Source organism: Vibrio sp. sp1, from assembly GCF_016920955.1.
In the GTDB taxonomy this organism is placed as follows: domain Bacteria; phylum Pseudomonadota; class Gammaproteobacteria; order Enterobacterales; family Vibrionaceae; genus Vibrio; species Vibrio alginolyticus.
Genome location: NZ_CP060590.1, coordinates 1,320,083 through 1,345,868 on the forward strand (window position 1 = coordinate 1,320,083; position 25,786 = coordinate 1,345,868).

Here is a 25,786-nt window from a genome sequence, read left to right on the forward strand (position 1 = left end):
AATTACAAAGACACAAAAGACATAGAGAACCTGAATTGCCCACTCTGCCAAGGAGATGAATATCTCATTTCATCGGATGGCGAGAAATTCACATGCGCTGCTTGCGGATTTCATACAAAAAACTTCTCATCTATCCAATGTCTACATCAAACGCCTTACCTACAGTCTAAACTTAAGCACATCCACAGCTTGAGTCCGGTTTGCCATTAGTAGGTCAAACAGAGCAGCCACACAGCTGCTCTTTTAATTCATCTAAATGATGGATGCGAATTACACGCTCGTCATCAACAAGATTGATAGCTTCACCATTAAATAACTGTATCGTTTTTATACCGGCGTTTAGTCCCGCCTCAACTCCTTTAGGCGTGTCATCAATATAAAGACAGTCACTTGGTAAAAAGCCCATGCTCATAGCACTGTACATGATTAAATCGGGCTCAGGCTTCCAACTATTCGCATCGAATGCCGAGAACACTTTCCCTCGGAAAGCATCGAGTAAACCGGTTAACTCCAAAGCGTATTCAATTTTATCTTTAGGTCCATTAGACGCCACACAATATTCGATATTATGCGAATCCAAAAACTGAATTAATCGTTTTGCGCCATCCATCGGCTGTAAGTGACGCACAAAAAGAGACTGGACTTCTTCTCGGTATTGCGGCTCTAAAACATCAATTGGGACTTTGATATCTTTCAATTCTTTAGTATCTAAAAGGATGTCAGCGAGCTTTCCTCCTTTAAAGTGAGAAACGCACTCTTCCATCGTTAACTCAGCCCCATGCTGGTTAAATACATTGACGAGCGCTTGGCAACACAGTCTTTCGCTGTCGACCAACGTACCATCACAGTCAAATATCACGCACTTAATATTGGTAATTGCCATAGCCATCTCCAGACGTCTTAAAGGCTCAAGCCCAAGCTGATTTTAAGAATGTTTGGATTAATCTTATTTGAGTTTGGGATTGTTGAAACGACGAGCTTGGCATTTCATGGAAATAGAAGGGAGCAATTACAGTTTTTCTAAGCAAGATCACCCAACGTCATCTTGCTTTACTTTTTATGCACATTGATGTGTAAGTTAGTTTTCGATAACCACTGAGTCTAACAGTTTTTGCTCGGTGCTTAGTCTTTTAGCCAGATCAGCCACAAACGAGCTTTTGTATTTTGATTCAGAAACAGCAACATCAGAGATGAGTGTATTTCCTTCGAGATGGCTAACAATAGCAGCACCAATTGGGACTCCAGATTTAAAACCAACATATAATTCAAAATCTGGCGTGAGGATAATCTGTGTCAGATATTCAATGATCATATCTTTATCATACTGCTGTTCCCAGCGCTGAGATTGCAAGATAGAGAACATAATGGTCAGTCGATGAAAATCGACCAGAAAAATATCGTCGGGGTTAAATTCAGAGTCACTTTCCAGTAGTGTGTCTTTGTCGACTACTTGATACGTTGCTTTTTCTAGCGTTTTGAAATAGACATCGCGCCCTTTCAAACTCTCTGGTGTCGGAAATTCAACTTCGACCAGATCATACAGCCATGTATTTTTACGCTCGATACTGGCTAACTGTTGTTCATTCATCTTGATACCTTCGTTTAGAGCAGTACATTAGCATGAAGCCCGCAACAAACCTAGCGCACATAGACCTTTCCGTGGCTAAATTTTGTTTTAGGTGCAAACCTCTGATAGATTTCATCAATATCTTTCCTAGTTAAGGACAAAAATAATGAAAAAGATGCTGTTAAGTGCATTGCTTGCTACTACTCTAGTTGGTTGTTCAGATAACGATGTTGCTGACGTGGGGCTCGGTTGGTTTACTTTGAAAGACATCAAAGTCGGTGAGTTGAAAGACGAGGTGGTAACAGGTGTCACATGTCACATCGCCTCTATCGAAGCGGATTTCAGCTTAGCAGATCCAAGTGATAGCTCAATATCATGTCGTCAGACTGGCGAAATCACACCGGAAATGATTGCAAAAATAGATAAGAGTAAGTCCGGTGAAATTGTATTTAAGAAGTCAAAAAGCATTTTCTTCAAAACAATGAAGGTTCGCCGTATTTATGATGCCGATAACCAAACCTTACTCTACTTGTCTTATACAACAAAAGAAACCGATGGTAGTTTTAAGCATAGCCTTTCGACAGTCCCACTTTGGGGTACCAAGGCTTACGTTGAGCCAACTGAAGTGAAAAAGTAACGCGGGTAAATTTAGTTAGCGCGGAGCAGGCTCTTTCCGGGCGCTGCTGAGCAACAAGTTTAAAAAACAACCCATTACAATACGACAAGCGTCATAAATTGCAGCTGCTTTGGTTGCTATTTACTCAGCTCGCTGATTTTTTCAGCGAGCTGACTTCTTTGTAATAAATCGCCACGATTTTCATTTTTTTGTGATACAATCCCGCCTCTTTTTTTTCTCACTCAAGAACAAGCATGAAGTTTCCTGGTCAGCGTAAATCTAAACACTACTTCCCAACTCACGCTCGAGATCCATTAGTAAACCAAATCCGACAGGCACCTAAGCTATATCGCCCAACTATTGTTGGTGTCGGTCAAACCATTGTAGATATCGAAGCACGTGTAGATGACGCGTTTTTAGAGAAATACAACCTGAGTAAAGGACATTCGCTCGTTCTTGAAGAAAGCAAAGCAGATGCACTTTACGAAGAACTGGTTGAACAAGGCCTGATCACACACCAATACCCAGGTGACACGATTGGCAATACTCTTCACAACTACTCAGTTTTAGCCGACAGCAAATCCGTTTTGCTCGGTGTGATGTCTAAGAACATTCAAGTCGGTTCTTTTGCTTATCGCTACCTTTGTCGTACGTCTTCACGCATGAACCTTAACCATTTACAAACGGTAGATGGCCCTATTGGTCGCTGCTACACCCTAATTTCTCAAGACGGTGAGCGTACATTTGCTATCAACGAAGGTCATATGAATCAACTACTTCCGGAAAGCATTCCTGAAGAGATCTTTGAGAAAGCATCAGCCCTGGTTGTTTCTTCTTACCTAATGCGTGGTAAAGAAGAAGATCCAATGCCTAAAGCGGTACAAAGAGCGATCGACTTTGCTAAGAAGCACGATGTCCCTGTTGTACTTACGTTAGGGACGAAGTACGTTATCGAAGGTAACGCACAGTGGTGGCAAGAATACATTCGCGAAAACATTTCTGTTGTCGCTATGAATGAAGAAGAAGGTGCGGCGCTAACAGGTGAAACAGAGCCGCTAGCAGCTGCTGATAAAGCACTTGAATGGGTTGATCTCGTACTTTGTACGGCAGGACCAAATGGTCTGTACATGGCTGGTTACACCGACGAGAAAGTAAAACGAGAAACCACACACGACATCCTTGAAAGCTCCCTCGAAGCCTTTAACCAGTACGAGTTTAGTCGTGCGATGCGTAAAGAAGACTGTCAAAACCCAATGAAGGTCTACTCTCACATCGGCCCTTACCTTGGTGGACCATTAGAGATTAAGAACACTAATGGTGCAGGTGATGCAGCCCTTTCAGCCTTACTGCATGACATGGCAGCAAACTCTTTCCACCAAAAAGAAGTGCCTAACTCAGAAAAGCACGAAGTACGATGCTTAACCTACTCCTCTCTTTCTCAGATTTGTAAATACGCAAACCGAGTAAGCTATGAAGTGTTGACGCAGCACTCTCCTCGCCTATCGCGAGCGCTTCCTGAACGAGAAGATAGCTTAGAAGAGACTTATTGGGATCGTTAAAACGACAGCTTTAAAGCTGAAAATATATCAAGGTCACCATTTGGTGGCCTTTTTGTTTTTATCTAGCACTGTAACGAGTAGATTTTGTTAGTATGTCGCACAATACGAAGCAGTAAACTCTTTACAAGCCTAACCGAAACAGTACCATCACCAAGCAGACCTTTGCCTCACAATAATACTCGTTATAACTCAGGTAGTTTTTCAACGCTACCTGTGTGCCACTTTGGGGATTCTCCATGCAGTCAGATATCGAAATTTGCCGAAACACACCACTTTCTTCTATTGATGTTATCGCGGAAAAAGTAGGACTATCACCCGAAGAGTATGACACTCACGGGAAGCACAAAGCCAAAGTCCACCCAAAATGTTTGGAACGACTCAAAGCAAATGATGACGGTAAACTTGTACTCGTCACTGCGATCACGCCGACTCCTCTTGGCGAAGGAAAAACCGTTACGACGATAGGCCTGGCGCAAGGTTTAGCAAAGCTTAATCAATCTGTTATTGCATGTATAAGGCAGCCTTCGATGGGACCTGTCTTCGGTATTAAAGGTGGCGCTGCGGGCGGCGGTTACTCTCAAGTAGCTCCAATGGAAGAGTTAAACTTACACCTTACTGGTGACATTCACGCAGTGACAGCGGCGCACAACCTTGCTTCAGCCGCTCTTGACGCTCGCTTGTTCCATGAACAACGCGAGGGTTATGATGCCTTTGAATCACGCACCGGGTTAAGAGCACTTAAAATCGACACGGCCAATATTACTTGGAAACGAGTGATGGACCATAATGATCGTACACTACGTAAAGTCAAAATTGGCCTCAATGATGCGGGAAAAACCATCAATGGTTTCGAGCGTGATGAAGGGTTCGATATTTCAGCCGCTTCCGAGTTAATGGCTATCATTGCACTAGCCAAAGATTTAAAAGATTTACGCCAACGTATCGGGAAAATTGTCGTAGCGTACGATTTGAACGGAAATCCCGTCACTACGGAAGATCTACAAGTTGCAGGAGCAATGGCAGTAACACTAAAAGAGGCGATTGCACCAACACTGATGCAAACTCTAGAAGGTGTTCCTACGTTGATCCATGCAGGTCCATTTGCAAACATCGCCCATGGAAATTCATCCATTATCGCGGACGATATTGCGCTAAAACTATCAGGTTACACGGTAACTGAAGCCGGTTTTGGTTCGGATATGGGATTTGAGAAAGCGTGTAACATTAAAGCTGCTGCCGCCAACAAAGCTCCAGACTGTGTAGTGATCGTAGCAACATTACGCGGCCTCAAAGCGAATTCTGGACACTACGATTTACGGCCAGGTATGGCTATTCCAGATTCCATTTTTAATCCGGACCAAGCAGCATTGGAGGCTGGGTTTGAAAATTTAAAATGGCACATAAATAACGTTCATAAATACGGTTTACCTGCTGTCGTTGCCATTAACCAGTTTCCACAAGATTGTGTGAAAGAGCTTAAAGCTCTTGAAGATCTAATTCACCAATTTAATCCCGAAGTTAAAGTAGCCATCAGCACCGCTTTTTCGCAAGGCGGACAAGGCGCAACGGAACTAGCTCAACATGTTATTGATGCGTGTAACACGCCTGTAGAGTTTTGTCCGTTATACAACAAAGAGCAATCATTACTCGAAAAGCTCATGGCAGTATGTGAAGCGGGCTATGGAGCAACCAATATAGAAATGACTCCTATCGCGACTGAACAGCTCAAACATTTTGAGCAATTAGGCTTTAACAACTTAGCGGTTTGCATCGCGAAGACACCACTATCGATAACCACAGACTCCGCAGTCAAAGGCGCACCAACTGGTTTTACCGTCCCAATCCGCGAGCTGCGCTTGTGTGCGGGCGCAGGATTCGTTTATGCATTATCTGGTACCGTGATGACGATGCCAGGCTTACCTGATAAACCCGCATTTATGAATTTAGATCTTGATGATGAAGGAAATATCGTCGGTCTCTCTTAGTGCAGTGATAACGTATCGCTATCAGTGAAGTGAGCATATTCATTGAGTGAGTGGTCTACTTACCTATCCACTCACTCTCAACAACTGTGAAAAGAGTTATCTCAGGCCTTCTACTCTTGAATCGTTGATACAAAGCTCTCCTGCCTTACATCAACGCGCCTGTTTTACACCTTTAGAGTTAAGACGCTAACCCTAAGCCTTGTTTAGCCATAGTTATTAAGCTAGAAAACCCTATTTATCTTCTTGTTTTGTCGCCACTTTACATTGTAAATCCATACTTGTTGACTTCTCCTTTCTACAATTTTGCGCCAATTTGATGCACGGGTTATTTAGCACTTCACTAATATGGTGCAGTTGTCTTACAGTGAAATTTTAACCTCCTTGATTTTTAAGGAGATATTCTATGGCTCGATTCTTGTAGTAGACTTTTCACTAATAAGCACATTAGCACATGCTTTTCAAAACCTCTGCGTTGCATACCACCTCCTTCAGGTTAGCACCGTTTTGATGCATGTCAGAAAAGGGAAAGGGAATACTATGGAAGACGCACTCGCCGTAATTTTAGCAGGAGGGATGGGGTCTAGACTCAGCCCACTCACCGATGACAGAACCAAGCCAGCCGTACCTTTTGGCGGAAAATATAGAATTATAGATTTCACACTAACCAATTGTTTACATTCGGGTTTACGCAAGATCCTTGTTTTAACCCAATATAAATCTCATTCACTTCAAAAACACTTACGAGACGGCTGGTCGATATTCAATCCAGAGCTAGGCGAGTACATCACTGCTGTTCCACCACAAATGCGCAAAGGTGGTGCATGGTATGAAGGAACCGCCGATGCGATTTATCACAACATGTGGTTGCTATCGCGAAATGATGCAAAGTATGTGGTTGTGTTATCTGGCGATCATATCTATCGAATGGACTACGCCGCAATGCTTGAAGAGCATAAAGAGAAAGGTGCTAAGCTCACCGTTGCCTGTATGGATGTTCCCGTAGAGGATGCTTCAGCATTCGGTGTAATGGGCACCGCAGAAAACGGGCTCGTTACTTCGTTTATAGAGAAACCTGAAACCCCACCTACTCTTCCTGGAAGCGCGACCAGAAGCCTTGTTTCTATGGGAATATATATCTTTGATATGGATGTTTTGAAAGAAGCGCTTGAAGAAGACTCAAAACTCGATTCATCAAGCCATGACTTCGGAAAAGACATCATACCTAAGCTGATTGATACCGAATCCGTTTACGCTTATCAATTCTGTGGCAGTAAAGGGCGCGTCGATAAAGATTGCTATTGGCGCGACGTGGGTACCATTGATTCCTTCTATGAAGCGAATATGGATCTACTAGAACCTGTGCCGCCAATGAACCTTTATCAGTCTAATTGGGCGATTCGTACTTACGAGCCGCAGTTTCCACCAGCTCGTACTGTATCGTCGGCTACGGGTAATGAAGGCATTTTTATTAACTCCATCATTGCTACCGGTGTCATCAATTCCGGAGGCTCAGTACAGCACTCCATTATTTCCTCTAATGTACGCATTCAAGATAGTGCAACGGTAGTCGATTCCATCATTTTTGATGACGTAGAAGTCGGTGAAGGAAGTCAGTTGGTCAACTGCATAGTTGATAAACATGTTCGTATTCCGCCACATACTCAAATTGGCATCAACAAACTTGAAGATGCGAAGCGATTTAAAATCTCAGACAAAGGTATTGTCGTCATACCTGAAAGTTACCAATTCGATTAAACGACAAACTATCACAACAAAAAAGCGCACGATAATCATCGTGCGCTTTTGTTTAAGTGCCTGTAAACATTAGGCTATAACAAGTAATCCATAATAATTAGATGTTACATACCGTTGACCAGCTACCATCTGTACCCGGTTCAGCCGCTGTCCACCAGTTCGCTTGGTAAACCACACCGTTGTGGATGATCTTATCACCTTGGTTAGCGTGGCTTGGATTACCTGCCCAATCCGTTTGTGGCAGAGCTGGGTATGTCACTAAACCTGTCGTATCACACGTACCTGGTTCAGTGGTACCACCACCCGTGCCCGCATTGAGATCACCAATTGGTAGATCTGGCTGTTCAAACTTAAACGCAAACTCTTTACCACCAGAAATCACTGAGTAGTTAGCAGGACCAGAGATTGGTAGATAGTAAACCATATCAAGCTCGTAAGTGCCGCCCGCTGGCAAGTCTTTCCATGCTGGTAGAGAGAACGACACACGGTGCATTACGCCATCTAAGCCACCAATGTTGTTTGCTCGAGTATGTCCAGAAGCAATCACTTTCAAACCACCACCTGATTGGTCTTTCGCATTGTCCGGCGCAGATACTGGGATATCGAATTGGAATTCAGTACCGCCAGGGATCGCTTGACCAGTGTTATTTGTAAACGTGATTTTCGGGTTAATTGGGTAGTTTTGGTCGCCAACTTTGAAGCCGCCAACACTAACAGTAATGTCTACTGCTTCAGTTGGTGTTGGACCAGTAGCTACTTTGTTACCGTAAGGCGTCGCAGACTTAAACTTGTCGTAGATAGCTTTGGTCATAGTGTTACCCATGTGGTATTCACCATTACCCGCCGCACAAGCTTGTTCAGTGGCATCTACTGCCGTACGATTACCATTTGCATCCAGTACGTAACAGTTGTAGTCACCGGCTAGTTCCCAGAACATGATACCGCCGATCTCTTTATCGATAACGTAATCGGCTTTCACCTCGATAGAAGCTTTATCTTCCGTAGATAGGAATACGCTCTTCTCTGCGTTCCACAACCAAGGTGCCACAGCAACGCTATCGTAATGACGGGTATAAGTACCAACAAACTTATCTGAAGGATCGTTGACAGGGTCGAGACCGTAAGCAGCTGCGTAAGAGCCCCAAATACCGTTTTCTAGGTTCTTAGCATGCCACATTGGGTTAGAACCAGCGCCCATTTCGTTTCCTTTAGGGTCGGTATCATGCCACATGTTGTCGATACCAATAGCACCGTGACCACAGTTGTTCTTCTCACCTTCACCTGTGCCCGGTTGGCACTCTGCTTGGTTTGGTAGTGCCGCTCGGCCCCAAAGGCCATTTTCGCCACCAGTAACACCTTGCCAACCACGGGTGTAGTAAGGAACACCAATGTTGATACGACCTGCTGGCATAGAACCACGGAAGTAATGGTAAGCCCAGTCTGTGTTCAAGTAACCGATACCACCGTATGCAGCAGTGCCGTATACGTTCCACTGCGCTAGCTCAGAGTCTTTACCTGTATCGAATAAAGCCGCGTTATGACCAACGTGATCATTCCAAGCCCCATGCAAGTCGTAAGACATGATGTTTACGTAGTCTAGGTACTTAGTTACATCGAAGGTTTCCATCCCACGTAGCAAGTAACCTGAAGATGGTGCTGCGATAGTCAGCATATAATGAATACCATCTTGCGCGGATGCCACATCAAGTTTCTCACGCAATACTTTCATCAGCTCTTGGTAAGACGCCCATAAATACTGACGACGTGGTTCCATGAAGTCTTTGTCGTAAGGGTTACCAGCACCAGCCATTGACGTCGGGTATTCATAGTCGATATCCAGGCCATCGAACTTGTACTGACGCATCATTTCAACGGCTGAAGTTGCGAATTTCTCAATACCAGCATGATTAATAGAACCGTCCGCATTCGTCGTCATGGTGTAGAAGCCACCATCAGCTACACGATCGCCGTTCGTATCGAAGTGACCGCCCGTTTCAGCCCAACCACCAATCGAGATTAGCGTTTTAACATCATGTTTTTGCTTGTAAGTTGCTAGTGCACCAAAATGACCTTTAAAACCAAGAGCAGGATCTACCTCAACGCCTGGCCAAGTTTTGCCTGTAGCAGGGTTGTTTGGATCATTAACGTCGCCAACGTTTACTTTGCCGTCAGAACCAATGCTCACAAACGCGTAGTTAATGTGAGTAAGTTGTTCCCAAGGAATGTCTTTAACAAGGTAAGTCGATTGTGGGTCGTCACCTGCTCGCCAACTGGTGAAGTAGCCGATTACACGACGTGGGTGATCAGCCCCCATTTTCTCACGGCCTTCTTCGTCATAAATAGAACAGTAAGGAACATCTACACCCGTTGTTTGATAAAGACCATCAGGACGACAATTAGATGTCACTGCGCCGCCGTTTACCGTTAACGTTGCAAGTGCAGAATCTGCTGTTGCTCCAGCATCATCGGTTGCTTTCGCATAAACACTTAATGAGCCAGCTTGTGAAGGGGTTACATCCAGCGTGTATGGCGCTGTTGTAGCAGTGCCAGCAAGCACACCTGCAACATAAAAATCAACTTTAGCAACGGTACCATCCGCATCCGTAGCATTTGCAGTCAGTGTTACGGAACCACCCAGGTCAATAGAGTTCGCAGAAAGCACGACATCCACTGTCGGCGCTTCATTACCAGGTTGCGCTGATGCCACAGTTAACGTCACAACACTTGCCGTACTAACGGCACCTGCATCGTCATAGGCCTTGGTAGAGAACTCGTGCTGTCCTTCAGTTGCTGTCCACGATGCAGCATACGGCGCAGACGTTGCCTGACCAACTAATACACCATCAACAAAGAACTCTACTTTGCTAACAGTCCCATCAGTATCTGCCGCATCTGCAGCTAGGTTAACAACATCACCCGCAGTCACAGAAGCCGACGCAGAAGGCGATGTCAGAGTAACCGTCGGGACTTCATTCTGAGGTGGATCAACCGGTCCAGTGCCATCACAAGCGCCAAGTGTTTCCCACTCGCCCCACTCACCAGATTGCGCTGGATTGTTGTTTTGCGTCCAGTAACGCGCTTTATAAGCATTACCTTCATGCTGAACTTGGTCGCCACCGTTATAAACTTTTGATGATTGCCAAGTTTCTAGAGGGGCACAGTCAACTGCTGCGTAGCTATTGAAGGCCATAAGACAAGAAGCGGTGAGTGTGCTTAGTGTGAACACGTTTTTCACTGCGTTGCCGTTGTTAAGGTGCATAATCGCTCTTCCTTAAGTTATTGTTAAAACAATACTAAATGCGCTAAACGAAACGCATCTATACTTTTATTTCGACGTAAAATAACTTAAGTACAAGTTGGTGATTTCACACTATCTATTTACGAGTTTTCCACACCGCCTCGCAACAATCCACTAAATGATTGCAACAACGTACCTATTATTTGGCACCAGTAACTAATTTTATAACTCAAATAAATATGTCACTCGCAAATTAATAAAAAAGGTAAAAAAAGTCGCCATTTTGAAATAAAGATCACTAAGCCTTTGTTGACCTTGGCGTTTCATTAAAATGCCGCTTGTACTCGCGACTAAACTGTGATGGGCTCGTGTACCCGACCATTCTCGCTGCATCATTAACACGTCGCCCCTCTAACTGGATCAATTCGCGCGCTTTGTTAAGTCGAACTTTCTTAATATATTGCAACGGAGATTCAAGCGTGACATTGCGAAATGCTTGATGGAAAGCAGACACACTCATGTTGGCTTCTTCAGCCAATGCTTGTACGTTCAACTGTTCATGATACGCTTGATGTACACGATTTAGTGCTTTAGCGACCCTCGCGTAAGAACCTTCTTGATGTGCTAGGTCAAATAAAACATACCCCTCTTTGCTCACCAAAGTACGATACACAATTTCCTCAAGAAGCAGCTCGCCAAGCATGATAACATCAAGCTCGTCACACATTGCTTTCATTAACCGCTTGCACGCATCCAACATACCTTCATTCATACGTACCGACTTAAGGCCGCAACGGGTAGCATCCAGACACTTATTACTGAATTTCTCAGCCTCTAATTTTTTAACGAGTTTATGAAGAAGCGTTGGCGAAATATCTATCGAAATGCCAAGTAAAGGCTCATTGTTTGTCGCAAACGCTTCGCACTCTAGTGGCATGGGAACCCCGACAACAAGGTAATCATCGGGCCCATATTGCACTGGTGTATCACCAATATGAATGTTCTTATGCCCTTGACCCAAGACGATGATGCCGGACTGATAGACAAACGGCTGGCGATGATTCCCTTTGCTACTGCGATAAAACCATACGCCATCTATCGCTGTTTTCTTCATACCTTCTAGGTCATGCAGCCCCTGCTTTTCAACATATTGCTGCATGATATCTGCGAGAGTGTGCATTAGAGCGCTCCATCAATGACCAACGAGTTTGGTCTCTATTATCGTTTCGAGCACTATACTTCCTCTCGACTTTAACTTTCTAGCTCAAGAGCATCAATTTTGTAGAAATAGGCAAATTATTTGCAGAAATCGACCTGTTAACCATCGTTAATCAGGACTAATATGCATGTATTCAATCTCCTTCACTGGAAGCAAGAGGGCTAATAATGAACTTTTCTTATGTAAACCCAACCAAGATTTTCTTTGGTCAAAAACAAATCGCAGCAATCAAAGAAGCTATCCCATCCGACCAAAAAGTTTTAGTGGTATACGGTGGTGGCTCCATCAAAAAAAATGGCGTGTACGACCAAGTAGCAGAAGCTCTTGAGGGACATGAATGGCTAGAGTTTTCAGGTGTTGAACCAAACCCAACCAAAGAAACACTCGATAAAGCAGTCGCAATGGTAAAAGAGCATGGCGTTGACTTTATTTTAGCGGTAGGTGGTGGTTCAGTCATCGATGGCTCCAAATACGTAGCAGCGGCATCAAAGTATGATGGTGATGGTTGGGATATCATGATTGGTAAGCACCAAGTCACTGAAGCGACGCCTCTAGCTGCAATTTTGACATTGCCAGCAACAGGCTCAGAGTCAAACATGGGCGCAGTTATCACTAAAAAAGAAACTCAAGACAAACTTCCGTTCATGTCTCCAGCAGTGCAGCCAAAATTTGCCGTGTTAGACCCAGATGTAATGAAAACACTGCCAGAACGCCAACTTATCAACGGCATTGTTGACGCATGGGTGCACGTATGTGAGCAATACTTGACGCTTCCTACCGGTGCAATGGTTCAAGATGGTTACGCAGAAACACTGCTGAAAACTTTAAAAACACTCGGAGAACAGTTTACGGAACGAGACGACGATATGTGGCGCGCAAACTTAATGTGGTCTGCTAACCAAGCATTGAATGGGTTAATTGGTAGTGGCGTTCCACAAGACTGGGCAACACATATGATCGGCCATGAATTAACGGCTCTATGGGGCGTTGATCATGCGCGTTCTCTTGCAATTGTCCAACCGTCGTTACTTCGTAACCAAATGCAGTTTAAGCGCCCTAAGTTAGAACAAATGGGTCGCAACGTATTTGGTCTTGAAGCAGGTGAGGATTTAGCAGAGCGCACAATCGAAGCTATCGAAGCGTTTTATCATCAACTTGATGTCGCAACTAAGCTCGAAAACTATGGTGAGAGCCGTGAACAAGCTATCGATGCCATCATTGATCAACTAAACAAACACGGCATGACTGTTTTAGGTGAAAACCAGGCGATCACACTTGAACGTAGCCGAGAAATCTTAGAGTTAGCTGTCTCATAACTGCAACAATTCTTCACTGCCCTTCCTAGGGTTTAACGGTATTGTGACTTAACAGTCACAATACCGTTTTTTTATGCTATTTTGTAAGCCACATCACGTTCAAAACGAGGAGGCTTCTAAAAACAACGATTCCCTCCAGACAAAAAATCGGCCGTGTTGGTTAGTAAAGAGACAACTGTCCAGCTTTACACAAATAAAAATAATTGAGATCAAAGAACGAGTTAACTCGTTAATTAAGTTTTGATTTGTTGTAGTGATGTACTACATAATTTTGTCTGTTCGAGAAAACACTTTATGTGGCTAGTTGTTGTCGTATTAGCATTCATACATATCATCAGTATCCGTAAAGGCTCTAAATGGCTCTTTTACGTTTCTAAACCATTACCAGTGCTCTGTATGCTTGGTATTTTAATTCAGTCCCCGGCTTACCCAATGCCATATGCGCATTGGATTTTGATTGGCTTATCGCTCTCGTTGCTTGGTGACGTGTTATTAATGCTCCCTAGAGACAAGTTCATTACAGGATTAGTGCTCTTTTGCTCTGCCCATCTCTCCTATAGTTATGGTTTTGCCATCATGTCAGCGTGGCATTTTACACCTTGGCTCCCAATTGCCTTGTTCGGACTCGGTATATGCGTCTACTGGTTGTTCCGACCGGATCTCGGTAAAGAAAAACGGCCAGTTGCTAGTTATATATTGGTACTGATGACTATGTGCTGGGCTTCGATCGAGTATTATTTGAGTGGGAAAACACAATCCTCCTCTTTTGCAGTGCTCGGAAGCTTTATCTTTATTATCTCTGGCATCGTATTGGCTTTCGAACGCTTTGGAGGACGGTCAATATTTTCACGACAAGTTGTCATGGTGACCTACTATTCTGCACAGACACTAATGGTTATGTCTGTTGTTGCGATTGTTGTTCGTTATCCGTATCTCGTTGAACTGAGTTAGTCATACTCTAGACTGCACCAACATTAAAGAAACATGGATGTATCTTGTAAGCGATCTGAATAGAGTCTTAAAATCATCGCCTAAACATTAGCTTATTCTTAATGAAATTACGCGCACAACTTGCTATTGTAAAAGGATATTTTTCCGTTATAGCGTGCCCCTTTGAAAGAGAATACTCCCGTCGTTGAGTTTAGCGACGTAAATAAGTGGTATGGCGATTACCACGCTCTAAAAGACATCAACTTCTCCGTGCATTCTGGCGAGATCGTCGTGGTGTGTGGCCCTTCAGGTTCCGGAAAATCAACGCTCATTCGTTGCATCAATCATCTTGAATCGATTCAAGAAGGCCAGCTTCATGTGTTCGGCCAGCCTTCTCACGCAAAATCTCTCAAGCCCGGTAAAATCGGCATGGTGTTCCAACACTTTCACCTTTTTCCTCATTTGACTGTACTGGAAAACCTCACCTTAGCGCCGATTCGCACACACAAATTATCAAAACAAGAAGCTGAAAAACGCGCAAGACATTACCTAAAGCGAGTCAATATTGAAGAGCAAGCGAGTAAGTATCCTATCCAGCTTTCTGGCGGTCAGCAGCAACGCGTCGCGATTGCCCGCTCCTTGTGTATGGAACCGGATTTACTCCTGTTTGACGAACCGACTTCGGCGCTTGACCCGGAAATGATCAACGAAGTGTTGGATGTCATGGTTGAACTGGCTCAAAGTGGAATGACGATGATTTGCGTCACGCACGAAATGGGATTTGCCAAAAAAGTAGCGAACCGCGTGGTATTTATGGATGAAGGCCAAATCGTGGAAATGAACTCACCGATCGCCTTATTTGAAACACCACAGCATCCACGAACCCAAGCATTTTTGAACCAAATTTTAAGTTACTGATGATAGTTCGCGTAATCAAACCCGTCCTTCAAGCTTTGCTGCAAATGATGCTCCTCTTCATCGCGATTGTGTGGGTGTTGGACTCTGGTGCCGCTGCTATGGGCTATCAATGGCAATGGGAACGCGTACCTGATTACATCGCTTTTTATGAAGATGGGGAATGGTGGCCAGCAGAACTTATCGATGGGTTATTGGTCACGCTAAACATCTCGGGTATTAGTCTATTCTTCACCTTAGTGTTGGGGTTGGTCACCGCGTTACTAAGGCTTAGCGATTCGAAAGTCGGCAATGTTATTGGCACCACTTATGTCGAGGTAATACGCAACACGCCGTTGTTGGTGCAAATCTATTTGCTCTACTTCGTGTTTGGCCCCGTGATTGGTTTGGACCGATTCAGTACCGCCGTTTTGGCATTGTCCCTTTTCCAAGGTGCTTACACTGCAGAAATATTCCGCGCAGGTTTAAACAGTATTCCTAAAGGGCAATTCGAAGCAGCACAAACACTCGGGTTATCACCGTTTTACACTTACAAAGACGTAATTTTGCCCCAGGTTTTACAGCGCACATTACCGCCATTGACCAATGAAGTGGTTTCTTTGATCAAAAACTCTTCCATTGTAAGCGTGATGGCGATTTTTGATTTAACAACACAGGCACGCAACATCGTCTCAGAGACGGCGATGCCGTTCGAAATTTGGTTTACCGTGGCAGCAATTTATCTTGCTCTCACTCTGTCACTTTCTGGCTTGTCTGCATGGCTAGAACACAAACTCGGAGCCAGTTGGCGCAAATTATAAGGAGATAACATGAAGTTATTCAAAGCGACCATTACTGCATTATTAGGGCTAGCCATCGCTATGCCTACAATCGCGAAAGAAGATGTCGCCACACCCAATGTAGATCAAATCAAAGAACGAGGAACTTTGCGCGTTGGTATGTCAACATTTGTACCTTGGGCAATGCGTAACAAGCAAGGTGAGTTAATCGGTTTTGAAATCGATGTTGCCAAACGCTTAGCACAAGATTCAGGTTTGAAAGTGGAATTCGTACCGACTGCGTGGGATGGCATTATTCCCGCACTACTGGCGAAAAAGTTCGACGTGATCATTGGTGGCATGTCTGTTACGCCTGAACGTTCCAAAAGCGTCTTGTTTACTGCGCCCTACTCGCACTCAGGCGTTCAAGTAGCAGCAAACAAAGAACTCGCCTCTGGTTTTAGCGAATTTTCGGATTTTGACTCACGACGCGTAAAAATTGCGGCTCGTCGCGGCGCATTCACCGTTCAAGTAGCCAGAGAAACCTTCCCGAAAGCGAAGATCCTGCAATTTGATGACGACGCGCAAGCGTTCCAAGAGGTGCTGAATGGTAACGCCCACGCGGTCATTGCTTCTAGCCCAAAACCTGAACATGAGACAGTGAAACACAGCGACAAACTATTCCTTCCATTCTCTGAGCGACTATCAAAAGGTAACGAAGCCTTTGCTGTTCGCTTGGGGGAAGAAGATAAAAAAGCCTTTTTCAATAAATGGATTGAAGCAAGAACCCAAGATGGATGGTTAAAACAACGTTATGAATACTGGTTCTCGACATTAGATTGGCAAGATCAAGTCGCGCAAGGCCAGTAATCTAAATGGCTCGTGGACGCCGCGAGCCTATACTTTTGAATCATCTATTTTACTTTTCCATCATCTATCGGAGTTAAATTTTTGGGCGAACACACTACCACTCGCACTGCACCCGCGAAATCCAGCACAGGCTACCTTTTACCGCAATTAAACACACTAGACTGGGTACTACTTGTTATGTGCGGTATCGGTGGTGTTTGGCTGTACCATCGGTCCACTATTGGTGTGCATTATTTGTGGCAGTGGAAAGAGGCGCTTGAATTACTTTTCACGCCTAGAGCAGATGGTGGTTTGCCCTACTTCTTCCAAGGTTTGATTTCGACGTTAAGGCTCAGTATTTGGGGCATCAGCTTCGCATTAGTGTTTGGCACTTTGTTAGGCTTAGCACGCTTCTCTCGTTCCGTTTGGTTGCGCACACCTGCCAATGCGTTTATCCAGTTAGTGAGAAACATCCCTCCGTTGGTGTTTGTTTTTATTTTCTACTTTTTCATATCTAACCAATTGATCCCGTTACTCGGTTTGGAAGATCTTCTACGAAACTACAACGGCGAACCAAATACGCTACAGCACTTTCTGTTTGGGCCTTCGAACCTTTGGGAAAACCTTGCCTCTGGCGTGTTATGTGTCGGCTTACTTTCTTCTGCCTACATTGCAGAAGTTGTGCGCGGTGGCTTACTAAGTATCGACCAAGGTCAGTGGGAAGCGGCTGACTCATTGGGCTTGTCTCGATGGGTGAAATACCGATTTGTTATCGCGCCACAGGTGCTTAAATCAATAACACCTGCACTTGCCGGTCAAACCATCTCTTTGGTGAAAGACACCTCTATTGTTTCACTGATTTCGATACAAGAAATGACGTTTGTTGGGACAGAGATGGCAAATTCATCAGGGTATATATTTGAAATTTGGTTGATTGTCGGCCTCGCTTACTTCTTAATTTGTTTTGGTCTGTCACTTATTTTTCGCCATATTGAAGCAAAATCGGAAGCCATTTCAAATTAACTCAACCGCATATGTAATTAGGCACATTTGATTCTTCAAATCAGAATTGCACCCTGTTACATTGGCAAGATGCTAAATTTTCGGCGTTTTTCATGGAGTTAAAGAATCAATCCGACTACGAGCGATACATAAAATAAGATAATCTTGGTGAATATTACGTAGTTCTCAATCAATTCACTTTTCACAGTGTTTATCAGCCAATTTTTGATAGACGCCAACGTATTATTGGTATGGAAGCCTTACTGCGTATTCGTGGCATTGATGGTTCCCTAATTCGTCCTGACGTGTTTCTGGCCAATAATGGTCTTGATCCCTACTTTCGCTTATGTGTAGAGTTTTTATCTAGAGCAATGCACATTCGAAATTTCGCACGCTATTTCGCAGGGACGCCGATCAAACTGTTTCTTAACGTCATGCCTCAAACGCTACTCACACTAACCAAAGACATGGGCTTTAAAGATAACGGCCTGCTTTACAAACGCCTTTCCGAACTTGGTATGAGCCCATCAGACGTAGTTTTTGAAGTAGTCGAAGAGTCATGCGGAGATACGGATTTATTAATCAAAGCCGTACAGTTAATGAAAGCAAATGGTTTTATCTTTGCTATCGATGATTTTGGCGCCCAACATTCTGATATCGCACGTGTTCAGCAGCTCTGCCCTGACATCATCAAAATCGATCGTTCCTATTTGCTAGACTACTGCGCCGGAGAAACCTTTTCCATACATAGCGCCGTTGATCTAGCGGATCATATGGGAGCAAAAGTCATTATAGAAGGGGTTGAAGAAGACGTGCAGCTACAAGCTATGTATCAACTTAATTTGGATTATTACCAAGGCTTTTACTTAGGAAAGCCTTGCGCCATTCATCACTGGACAGATCGCCTAAACATCGAGACGACAGTGCATTAACACTGCCCACTTACAGCACAGTGAAACCAAAAAAGCGCCGATATAATATATAATATGCTCGGCGCTTTTTAGTTTTACTCAGATGTCACTTATTTAGTTAAGCGTTCATTTCCCTAGAAAAAATCAATAGAATTACGACCGCTCTTCGGATCACGAGTGGCTTGTGGTTTGTCTTCTTTTTTGCCTTTCTTAGCAGACTGAGACAACGCTTCTTTCTGCGCTTTACGCTCTTTATGTGCCGCTTTGCGGCCTGTTGATTTAGGCCCAGAGGCTTTAGGTGACTTACTTTGACGAGACTTATCTTTACGAGAAGACTGCGCTTCTTTTTTCGCTTTCTTTTCTGCTTTTTGCTCTGCCGTTTCAGGTTCGGTTACTGGCGCATCGCAAACCACAACATAATATTCCTGGTTAAACTCGAAAAAGTCACCATCATACATCTTGCGGCGCTTACGTGTTTCTAGTTCACCATTCACCGCGACGTAGCCTTCCTCGATGATATGTTTTGCTTCGCCGCCACCGCTGACCAAGTTTGCGATTTTAAAAAGCTTGTACAGTTCGATTGGATGCGCATCAACATCGATGCCAATCGCTTCGATCTCAATCTCTTCGCCTTCTAAATACTCTTCGTGGTCGTAATCTTGGGTCATGTTACTTACTCTTACTATTTGATGCCCTGAAGTTTAAACGCAATGCTTAAAAATAGAAACCTCTGCCGATGTTCAATCACCGATTCGCCTTGGCATTTGAGCACCTCTTAACCCATTTAACTTGTCGCTTGTTAACTTGTATACCGATGCGTAGCTCAAACGAAGCTGCAATTACGCAACCTGAAGGTATATACTCTCTAAGTTATTGTTGAAAAGAGCGAATACTTTGTCTCAACCAAGTAGAATTACCTTTGTCACTGCGAACTTGTTTAATTTTGTCGCACCGCCTAACGCCTACTATGATTTCGAGAACATATACTCGTTAGAGCAATGGCGAGACAAACTTTCGTGGACACAACGTCAAGTTGAAAAACTGGAAGGCGACGTGATTGGCTTACAAGAAGTATTCAGTATCGAGAAGACCCAGGCATTCTTTTCAACCATCGGCTACCCCTACTTTGCGACCGTTGACACCCCACATGTTGAAGATGAGTACATTTACTCAAGCCCTGTTGTGGCAATCGCATCTCGGTTTCCAATAGAAAAAGTACAAGCGGTAGAGTTTGACTTAGCAACGCTTGAGCCTTTTGGAGTAAGTGTTGTTCCAGAGTTCAGTCGCAAACCTATCTATGCCCAAGTAATACATCCTGTACTTGGTCATATCGCCGTTTACGTAACGCACCTGAAATCTCAACGCCCAGCCGACTCAGAACAACCAGAAACGTCTAGCACGATTATTGGGCGCTGGTTATCCACCCAGCAAAGAGGCTGGGAAGCAGCGATGTTAAGAGACGCGATGCAAAAGAGGTATCGAAAAGAACCAATGCCGACAGTGTTAATGGGCGATATGAATGAACCTATCACTCCTATCAGCGTTAACAGCTCATTGGTATCCAACACTGGTGACAGCGTCACTGAATTACAACTCAAAGATGGTTGGTTATTGCAAAGTGACACCCTGAAGGATGAACGCCCAGCCACGCACTATCATTTTTCCACTGGGAATGTACTCGACTATATCTTGCTCTCACAAGAGTTTGATACCTTATCAGATATATCGGTTGCCGAGGTTGTTGACTATCAGGTGTCTAACCAACATCTGATCAACCCGATTTATAACAGAGATAAAAACGCCAGCGACCACGCATTTGTGGCGCTGACGGTTGAAGTAAAGCTTTGAGCAACCTATTTAGTTACTTAGTGACGTTTCACAATTTTACGCGGGATAAGTTCTACGCCAGGCTTGTAACGCTTGGCGGAAGCGTTGAGTGCTAACTCCATTGCGCTGTCCGCGATCAACTCAAACTGTTGAGGCAAAGAGTTGATTTTCACAGGCAAGAAGTCCAGCAGTCGATTATCACCAAATGTCGCTAAACGCACCTTTCCCATCAGTTCTGGTTTTTCTAGCATTACATCCAACACACCTTCTAACAGTGTGTATGACGTTGTAACAATGGCATCTGGCAATGCGTTCTCTGTTAACCATCTCTCTAAGACTTTCTTGCCTTCTTCCCGAGAGAAGTGTTGTCCATAACCCACTGTTGCCGTTTTGCCACCTTGTTGAGAAGCAGATAGAAAACCGAGCTCACGCTCTTTTGAGACTTGAAGATCTTGCAATGCACCGATTAAGCCAATGGACTTAATATCTTCGGACAGTACTGACTGAGTGAGTTCAAGTGCGGCGTCAAAATCTTCGCTGATGACACAACAAAAGTGCTCATCATCCATTGGACGGTCTAGCGCGATAACTGGCGTACCTGAATTTTGCAACTTAAGATAATACTCGTTTGCAGTGGGCATACCACTTGCCACAAACAACGCATCAATACGACGACTGACTAATGCTTCCGCCACCTTTTGCTCTGTATCAGGATCATCATCAGAGCAGCCAATCAAAATTTGGTACCCCGCTTTCCGAGAGTTTTGCTCTATCAGCTTTGCAAGACGCGCATAACTGGTGTTCTCTAAGTCTGGGATGATAAGCCCAAATGAGCGTGAATTACCTGCCCGCAAGGAAGACGCCGCATGATCTGGCTTATAATTGTACTCTTCTACAACGGCCATCACCTTTTTCTGAGTCTTCTCGCTGATGCGGTATTTCTGCGCTTTTCCGTTAATCACATAGCTTGCAGTTGTCTTAGAAACACCCGCTAATTTGGCTATTTCATCCAGTGTCATATTCTAAACCTTATTCTGTGCGCGCGATCATATTAATACATCAACGATCTTTCGATAAGTTGAATTATAAGCTGAACCGATTCAGTATAAAAGCTGAAAGGATTCAGCAAAACTTAAAAATTGACGTAAATCACCTGAATACACAACAAACCAATTTGTAGGCTAGGCTATAGGACAGCGGCAAAGGCTCGTTTGTTAACATCAGTTTTTAAAACAGTTTTTCTGAGTCTTTTAAAAAATTTACCAACAAGCTGAATCGATTTAGCTTGAAAGATAAAAGGTTTGAGGAGTGATAAGCGCTCAGAAGAAGCGGCGTTCAACTTCTCACACAGAATACATTTTTAAATTGATACCTTAAGGCTGGAGAAGCACCATGCTTAAGCTAAATAAGAACGACATTACCCTCTCGCAATCAGCGACCGATAAGTTTGAAGCAATAAAGAGTATTGCTCATAGCCTGACTGATAAAGGCCTAGTTGAACGCGGTTACGTTGAAGGCATGCTAAACCGTGAAAACCAAAACTCTACGTTTTTGGGGAACGGTATCGCCATCCCGCACGGTACAACCGACACTCGTGCAATGGTGAAAACAACGGGTGTTGCTGTGCATCACTTCCCACAAGGTGTCGACTGGGGTGATGGCAATACTGTGTTCGTCGCTATCGGTATCGCAGCTAAATCTGATGAACACCTTGGCATTCTTAAACAGCTCACCAAAGTGCTAGGCGCAGATGGCGTAGAAGAGCGTCTGCGTAATGCAAAAAACGAAGACGAGATCATCGCCCTACTGCACGGTGATGTTCAGCTTGAAGCAGACTTTGACGCTTCTTTAATTCAACTCATGTTCCCTGCAAGCGACATGCTACAGATGAGTGCTGTTGCTGGTGGTCTGTTAAAAAATACGGGATGTGCTGATAACGAATTCGTTGCAGATCTCGTTACCAAACAACCAACTCACTTAGGTAATGGCCTGTGGTTAATTGGCAGTGACAAACATGTCACTCGCACAGGTGTGTCATTTGTCTCGACGGCAAACGACTGCGATTATGAAGGTCAAAAAGTGCGTGCACTTGTCGCGTTCGCGGCATGTAACAATGCTCACCAACCTATCCTAAAAACGCTTTCTAATATTGTGTTTAACAATGAACACGGCAAGCTTTTAGATGCATCAGTAGAACAGATTCTTGCTTTGTTCAAAGGTGAAGAAGTCACAGCTGCATCTTCAGAAGAAGGCAATACCGCTGTATTTAAAATCAAAAACTCTCACGGCCTACATGCTCGTCCGGGGGCAATGTTAGTCGCAGAAGCGAAAAAGTTTGAATCCACTATACGTGTTTCCAACCTAGACGGAGATGGAAAAGCAGTAAACGCGAAGAGCCTAATGAAAGTCATCGCGCTGGGCGTTAAGCACGGTCACCAACTTCAATTTACAGCAGAAGGCCCTGATGCGCCGCAAGCCTTGGAGTCTATCGGAAATGCAATCGCTTCTGGCCTTGGTGAAGGTTAAGGATCCGATATGACAAACAAAACAAATAAGGTTGTCACTATTACGCTCAACCCAGCATTGGATTTAACAGGTTCAGTAAATGAACTAAACGTTGGTTCCGTGAGCTTAGTACAGCAAAGCAATCTCCACGCTGCTGGTAAAGGTGTCAACGTAGCAAAAGTATTGAGCGATTTAGGCGCAGACGTCACGGTTACCGGCTTTCTCGGTAAAGATAACCCTGAGCTATTTCATCAGCTTTTTAATGACATCAACGTTAAGAATGAATTTGTGGAAGTAGAGGGTGCCACTCGTATCAACGTTAAGCTGGTTGAGGCCAATGGCAACGTCAGTGATATCAACTTCCCTGGCGTTCAAGTAGCGGCCGACGAAATTACTCGCTTTGAGGAGACACTATTTCGTCTAGCGGAGACGCATGATTACTTTGTACTTGCAGGTAGCTTACCTGGAGGCGTAACCGCTGAACAATGCGCTGCATGGATAGAAGCACTGCATCAACAAGGCAAAAAGGTGTTGTTCGACAGTAGCAAAGCCGCATTGAAGTCAGGTATTGATGCTCACCCATGGTTGATTAAACCTAACGATGAAGAACTTGGTGATTTTGTTGGCGAACACCTAGAAACGCCTGAACAATGCCAAGCTGCTGCGCAAACACTGAGCGACAAGGGCATAGAAAACATCGTGGTTTCTATGGGACCTGACGGTGTTATGTGGCTCAACCAAGGCGAATGGCTTAGTGCAAAACCGCCTCGAATGAATGTAGTGAGCACCGTTGGCGCAGGAGATACGCTGGTCGCTGGCTTGTGTTGGGGCCACATGCAACTGATGCCTAAAAACGATTTATTGCGCTTCGCTACGGCACTTTCTGCTTTGGCAGTTAGTCAAGTTGGCGTAGGGCTAACCAGTCAGGAAGAACTGGAAAATATCAAGCGACAAACTGAAGTTAGCGCGCTTTACCCTATTACAAACTTAGAACAAAACTAAGGAACAGAAGGTTATCGTATGAATATTGCCATTATTACTGCCTGTCCGAGCGGTGTAGCAAATAGCATCCTTGCGGCAGGATTACTAGAACAAGCCGCCGCAAAATTAAACTGGAATGCCAAAATAGAATGTCAATCAAGTGTGGTTGAACCAACACTATTGACGGAAGCTGACGTTGAACAAGCAGAAGTCATTGTCATTGCGGCAAATACTAGCGTCGACACTTCCCGTTTTGTAGGAAAAAAGGTTTACCAAGCGGAAATTAGCGAAGTAGCAAAAGACGCAACTGCGTTTCTCCAGCAAGCGGTTGAAAACGCCACTTTACTTGAAAAAGCAACCACACTTGCAGCCCCTATCACTGCAGATACAACATCAGCAGCGAAGAAAATTGTTGCAATCACCGCTTGCCCTACTGGCGTTGCGCATACCTTTATGGCGGCAGAAGCTTTAGAAGAAGAAGGCAAGCGTCGTGGTCATCAAATCAAGGTGGAAACTCGTGGTTCAGTTGGCGCTAAAAACCAACTGACTGAGCAAGAAATTGCAGATGCCGATCTGGTGATCATTGCTGCGGATATTGAAGTGCCACTTGATCGCTTTAACGGCAAAAAGATGTACCGCACGAAAACAGGCCCAGCTCTGAAAAAAACAGCCGAAGAGATGGACAAAGCATTCGAGCAAGCCACTGTGTATCAGCATTCTGGTTCAGCTAACTCTTCATCTACCACCGAAGAGAAAAAAGGCGCTTACAAACACCTAATGACGGGTGTTTCGCACATGCTTCCTGTTGTCGTTGCAGGTGGTTTGATCATCGCACTATCTTTCGTGTTCGGTATTGAAGCATTTAAAGAAGAAGGCACACTAGCAGCAGCCTTGATGAACATTGGTGGTGGCTCTGCATTCGCATTGATGATTCCTGTACTTGCTGGTTACATCGCGTTCTCAATTGCTGACCGTCCGGGTCTGGCTCCTGGTCTTGTTGGCGGTATGCTAGCGAGTTCAACGGGTGCTGGTTTCTTAGGTGGTATCGCAGCTGGCTTCATTGCCGGTTATGCAGCGAAGCTCCTTGCGGACAAAGTAAAACTCCCACAATCGATGGAAGCGCTTAAACCAATCCTGATCATTCCATTTGTAGCAACATTGTTCACTGGCCTTGTCATGATCTACATCGTAGGCGGCCCAGTTTCAGGCATCATGAACGGCCTGACTGACTTCCTAAACAACATGGGTTCTGACAGTGCAGTACTACTGGGTATTATCCTTGGCGCAATGATGTGTTTCGACCTAGGAGGCCCGGTAAACAAAGCCGCTTACGCATTTGGTGTTGGCCTTCTGGCTTCACAAACTTACGCACCAATGGCGGCAATCATGGCCGCAGGTATGGTTCCTGCGCTAGGTATGGGTTTAGCGACCTTCATTGCGAAGAACAAATTTGAACAAAATGAACGTGAGGCTGGTAAAGCATCATTTGTCTTGGGCCTGTGTTTCATCTCTGAAGGCGCAATTCCATTTGCTGCGAAAGATCCAATGCGCGTGATTCCATCTTGTATGGCAGGTGGCGCGCTTACTGGTGCCCTATCGATGCTATTCGGTGCGAAATTAATGGCACCACACGGCGGTCTATTCGTGCTGCTAATTCCTAACGCAATTTCACCAGTATTAATGTATTTAGTGGCTATTGCAGCGGGTACAGCGGTAACTGGCTTTACTTACGCATTCTTAAAAAGCAAAGCAGAAGCGAAGCAAGAAGTCGCAGCTTAATTAGAGCGACTCCGGTTAACAATGCCACCCTCGAATTTGGCATTTAGCACCTCCCTTTAATTCCGGTTAAGGGA

The 25,786-nt window shown here is 44.5% G+C and carries 20 protein-coding genes and 1 pseudogene; 15 read left to right on the forward strand and 6 right to left on the reverse strand.

The genetic code is table 11. The features are described 5' to 3' along the window. Positions 1-214 precede the first annotated feature (214 nt). Together H9L11_RS21330 and H9L11_RS21335 are read right to left on the reverse strand one after the other, a co-directional pair. Positions 215-883, reverse strand: a complete 669-nt coding sequence (locus H9L11_RS21330; protein WP_017820949.1) for an HAD-IA family hydrolase — start codon at positions 881-883, stop codon at positions 215-217. A gap of 195 nt (positions 884-1,078) precedes the next feature. Further along, a complete protein-coding gene (locus tag H9L11_RS21335) occupies positions 1,079-1,588 on the reverse strand; it encodes a hypothetical protein (RefSeq protein WP_005376378.1) in 510 nt (169 codons plus the stop codon). 145 nt (positions 1,589-1,733) lie between these two features. On the opposite strand from H9L11_RS21335, the gene H9L11_RS21340 reads away from it, so the two are divergent. From H9L11_RS21340 to glgC, 4 genes are all read left to right on the forward strand, one after another. Then, positions 1,734-2,204, forward strand: coding sequence for a CreA family protein (locus tag H9L11_RS21340; protein ID WP_005397614.1), 471 nt, complete (start codon positions 1,734-1,736; stop codon positions 2,202-2,204). A 233-nt stretch (positions 2,205-2,437) separates the two neighbouring features. Continuing rightward, a complete protein-coding gene (locus H9L11_RS21345) occupies positions 2,438-3,742 on the forward strand; it encodes an inosine/guanosine kinase (protein WP_005376376.1) in 1,305 nt (434 codons plus the stop codon). A gap of 236 nt (positions 3,743-3,978) precedes the next feature. Beyond that, positions 3,979-5,727, forward strand: a complete 1,749-nt coding sequence (locus H9L11_RS21350) for a formate--tetrahydrofolate ligase (RefSeq protein ID WP_033906542.1) — start codon at positions 3,979-3,981, stop codon at positions 5,725-5,727. 537 nt (positions 5,728-6,264) lie between these two features. Next, positions 6,265-7,482: a glucose-1-phosphate adenylyltransferase gene (gene glgC / locus H9L11_RS21355; protein ID WP_033906540.1), complete on the forward strand. Its 1,218-nt coding sequence runs from the start codon at positions 6,265-6,267 to the stop codon at positions 7,480-7,482. Between the two features lie 97 nt (positions 7,483-7,579). On the opposite strand, the gene H9L11_RS21360 is transcribed toward glgC, so the two are convergent. Both H9L11_RS21360 and H9L11_RS21365 read right to left on the reverse strand, forming a co-directional pair. Continuing rightward, a complete protein-coding gene (locus tag H9L11_RS21360; RefSeq protein WP_033906539.1) occupies positions 7,580-10,741 on the reverse strand; it encodes a glycosyl hydrolase family 18 protein in 3,162 nt (1,053 codons plus the stop codon). Between the two features lie 277 nt (positions 10,742-11,018). Beyond that, positions 11,019-11,900 carry an AraC family transcriptional regulator gene (locus H9L11_RS21365; protein WP_033906538.1) on the reverse strand — a complete coding sequence of 294 codons (882 nt, stop codon included), beginning with the start codon at positions 11,898-11,900 and terminating at the stop codon, positions 11,019-11,021. A 206-nt stretch (positions 11,901-12,106) separates the two neighbouring features. Between H9L11_RS21365 and H9L11_RS21370 the strand changes: the two genes are divergently transcribed. From H9L11_RS21370 to H9L11_RS21400, 7 genes and pseudogenes are all read left to right on the forward strand, one after another. After that, entirely contained in the window at positions 12,107-13,255 is a 1,149-nt protein-coding gene (locus H9L11_RS21370; protein ID WP_033906537.1) for an iron-containing alcohol dehydrogenase, read from the forward strand. 294 nt (positions 13,256-13,549) lie between these two features. Beyond that, the gene (locus H9L11_RS21375) at positions 13,550-14,206 is read left to right on the forward strand and encodes a lysoplasmalogenase (protein WP_005376394.1); all 657 of its coding nucleotides are present in this window, start codon (positions 13,550-13,552) and stop codon (positions 14,204-14,206) included. A gap of 162 nt (positions 14,207-14,368) precedes the next feature. Then, entirely contained in the window at positions 14,369-15,103 is a 735-nt protein-coding gene (locus H9L11_RS21380; protein WP_033906536.1) for an amino acid ABC transporter ATP-binding protein, read from the forward strand. Then, entirely contained in the window at positions 15,103-15,900 is a 798-nt protein-coding gene (locus tag H9L11_RS21385; protein WP_033906535.1) for an amino acid ABC transporter permease, read from the forward strand. The genes H9L11_RS21380 and H9L11_RS21385 overlap by 1 nt, the downstream gene beginning before the upstream one ends. Positions 15,901-15,909: 9 nt before the next feature. Continuing rightward, on the forward strand, positions 15,910-16,728 hold the full coding sequence (locus tag H9L11_RS21390) for a transporter substrate-binding domain-containing protein (protein WP_033906534.1): 819 nt from the start codon (positions 15,910-15,912) through the stop codon (positions 16,726-16,728). A gap of 81 nt (positions 16,729-16,809) precedes the next feature. Then, positions 16,810-17,730 (forward strand): amino acid ABC transporter permease, encoded by a 921-nt coding sequence (locus H9L11_RS21395; RefSeq protein WP_033906533.1) that lies wholly within the window; start codon positions 16,810-16,812, stop codon positions 17,728-17,730. Between the two features lie 92 nt (positions 17,731-17,822). Further along, positions 17,823-18,641: pseudogene (locus tag H9L11_RS21400) on the forward strand (EAL domain-containing protein). Positions 18,642-18,754: 113 nt separating this feature from the next. Here H9L11_RS21400 and H9L11_RS21405 read toward each other — a convergent pair. Then, a complete protein-coding gene (locus H9L11_RS21405) occupies positions 18,755-19,288 on the reverse strand; it encodes an RNA-binding S4 domain-containing protein (RefSeq protein WP_005376400.1) in 534 nt (177 codons plus the stop codon). Between the two features lie 226 nt (positions 19,289-19,514). Between H9L11_RS21405 and H9L11_RS21410 the strand changes: the two genes are divergently transcribed. Then, on the forward strand, positions 19,515-20,468 hold the full coding sequence (locus tag H9L11_RS21410; RefSeq protein WP_033906531.1) for an endonuclease/exonuclease/phosphatase family protein: 954 nt from the start codon (positions 19,515-19,517) through the stop codon (positions 20,466-20,468). A gap of 17 nt (positions 20,469-20,485) precedes the next feature. Here the strand turns inward: H9L11_RS21410 and cra are convergent, their stop codons facing one another. Continuing rightward, positions 20,486-21,466 (reverse strand): catabolite repressor/activator, encoded by a 981-nt coding sequence (gene cra / locus H9L11_RS21415; protein WP_062730994.1) that lies wholly within the window; start codon positions 21,464-21,466, stop codon positions 20,486-20,488. Between the two features lie 373 nt (positions 21,467-21,839). Between cra and fruB the strand changes: the two genes are divergently transcribed. From fruB to fruA, 3 genes are read left to right on the forward strand one after another with little or no spacing between them, the layout of a single operon-like run. Beyond that, the gene (fruB, locus tag H9L11_RS21420) at positions 21,840-22,973 is read left to right on the forward strand and encodes a fused PTS fructose transporter subunit IIA/HPr protein (protein ID WP_205391185.1); all 1,134 of its coding nucleotides are present in this window, start codon (positions 21,840-21,842) and stop codon (positions 22,971-22,973) included. A gap of 9 nt (positions 22,974-22,982) precedes the next feature. Then, positions 22,983-23,954: a 1-phosphofructokinase gene (gene pfkB / locus H9L11_RS21425; protein WP_064377085.1), complete on the forward strand. Its 972-nt coding sequence runs from the start codon at positions 22,983-22,985 to the stop codon at positions 23,952-23,954. Between the two features lie 18 nt (positions 23,955-23,972). Further along, on the forward strand, positions 23,973-25,712 hold the full coding sequence (fruA, locus tag H9L11_RS21430) for a PTS fructose transporter subunit IIBC (RefSeq protein ID WP_064377086.1): 1,740 nt from the start codon (positions 23,973-23,975) through the stop codon (positions 25,710-25,712). Positions 25,713-25,786: the final 74 nt, after the last annotated feature.

Bases quoted from the DNA above. Each gene is read 5' to 3' on its own strand.
- H9L11_RS21370 (WP_033906537.1), top strand. From the start codon at position 12,107: ATGAACTTTTCTTATGTAAACCCAACCAAGATTTTCTTTGGTCAAAAA.
- H9L11_RS21335 (WP_005376378.1), bottom strand. From the start codon at position 1,588: ATGAATGAACAACAGTTAGCCAGTATCGAGCGTAAAAATACATGGCTG.
- H9L11_RS21385 (WP_033906535.1), top strand. From the start codon at position 15,103: ATGATAGTTCGCGTAATCAAACCCGTCCTTCAAGCTTTGCTGCAAATG.
- H9L11_RS21330 (WP_017820949.1), bottom strand. From the start codon at position 883: ATGGCAATTACCAATATTAAGTGCGTGATATTTGACTGTGATGGTACG.
- H9L11_RS21390 (WP_033906534.1), top strand. From the start codon at position 15,910: ATGAAGTTATTCAAAGCGACCATTACTGCATTATTAGGGCTAGCCATC.
- H9L11_RS21365 (WP_033906538.1), bottom strand. From the start codon at position 11,900: ATGCACACTCTCGCAGATATCATGCAGCAATATGTTGAAAAGCAGGGG.
- fruB (WP_205391185.1), top strand. From the start codon at position 21,840: ATGCTTAAGCTAAATAAGAACGACATTACCCTCTCGCAATCAGCGACC.
- H9L11_RS21340 (WP_005397614.1), top strand. From the start codon at position 1,734: ATGAAAAAGATGCTGTTAAGTGCATTGCTTGCTACTACTCTAGTTGGT.
- H9L11_RS21405 (WP_005376400.1), bottom strand. From the start codon at position 19,288: ATGACCCAAGATTACGACCACGAAGAGTATTTAGAAGGCGAAGAGATT.
- H9L11_RS21360 (WP_033906539.1), bottom strand. From the start codon at position 10,741: ATGCACCTTAACAACGGCAACGCAGTGAAAAACGTGTTCACACTAAGC.
- H9L11_RS21345 (WP_005376376.1), top strand. From the start codon at position 2,438: ATGAAGTTTCCTGGTCAGCGTAAATCTAAACACTACTTCCCAACTCAC.
- H9L11_RS21375 (WP_005376394.1), top strand. From the start codon at position 13,550: ATGTGGCTAGTTGTTGTCGTATTAGCATTCATACATATCATCAGTATC.
- H9L11_RS21350 (WP_033906542.1), top strand. From the start codon at position 3,979: ATGCAGTCAGATATCGAAATTTGCCGAAACACACCACTTTCTTCTATT.
- fruA (WP_064377086.1), top strand. From the start codon at position 23,973: ATGAATATTGCCATTATTACTGCCTGTCCGAGCGGTGTAGCAAATAGC.
- pfkB (WP_064377085.1), top strand. From the start codon at position 22,983: ATGACAAACAAAACAAATAAGGTTGTCACTATTACGCTCAACCCAGCA.
- glgC (WP_033906540.1), top strand. From the start codon at position 6,265: ATGGAAGACGCACTCGCCGTAATTTTAGCAGGAGGGATGGGGTCTAGA.
- cra (WP_062730994.1), bottom strand. From the start codon at position 21,466: ATGACACTGGATGAAATAGCCAAATTAGCGGGTGTTTCTAAGACAACT.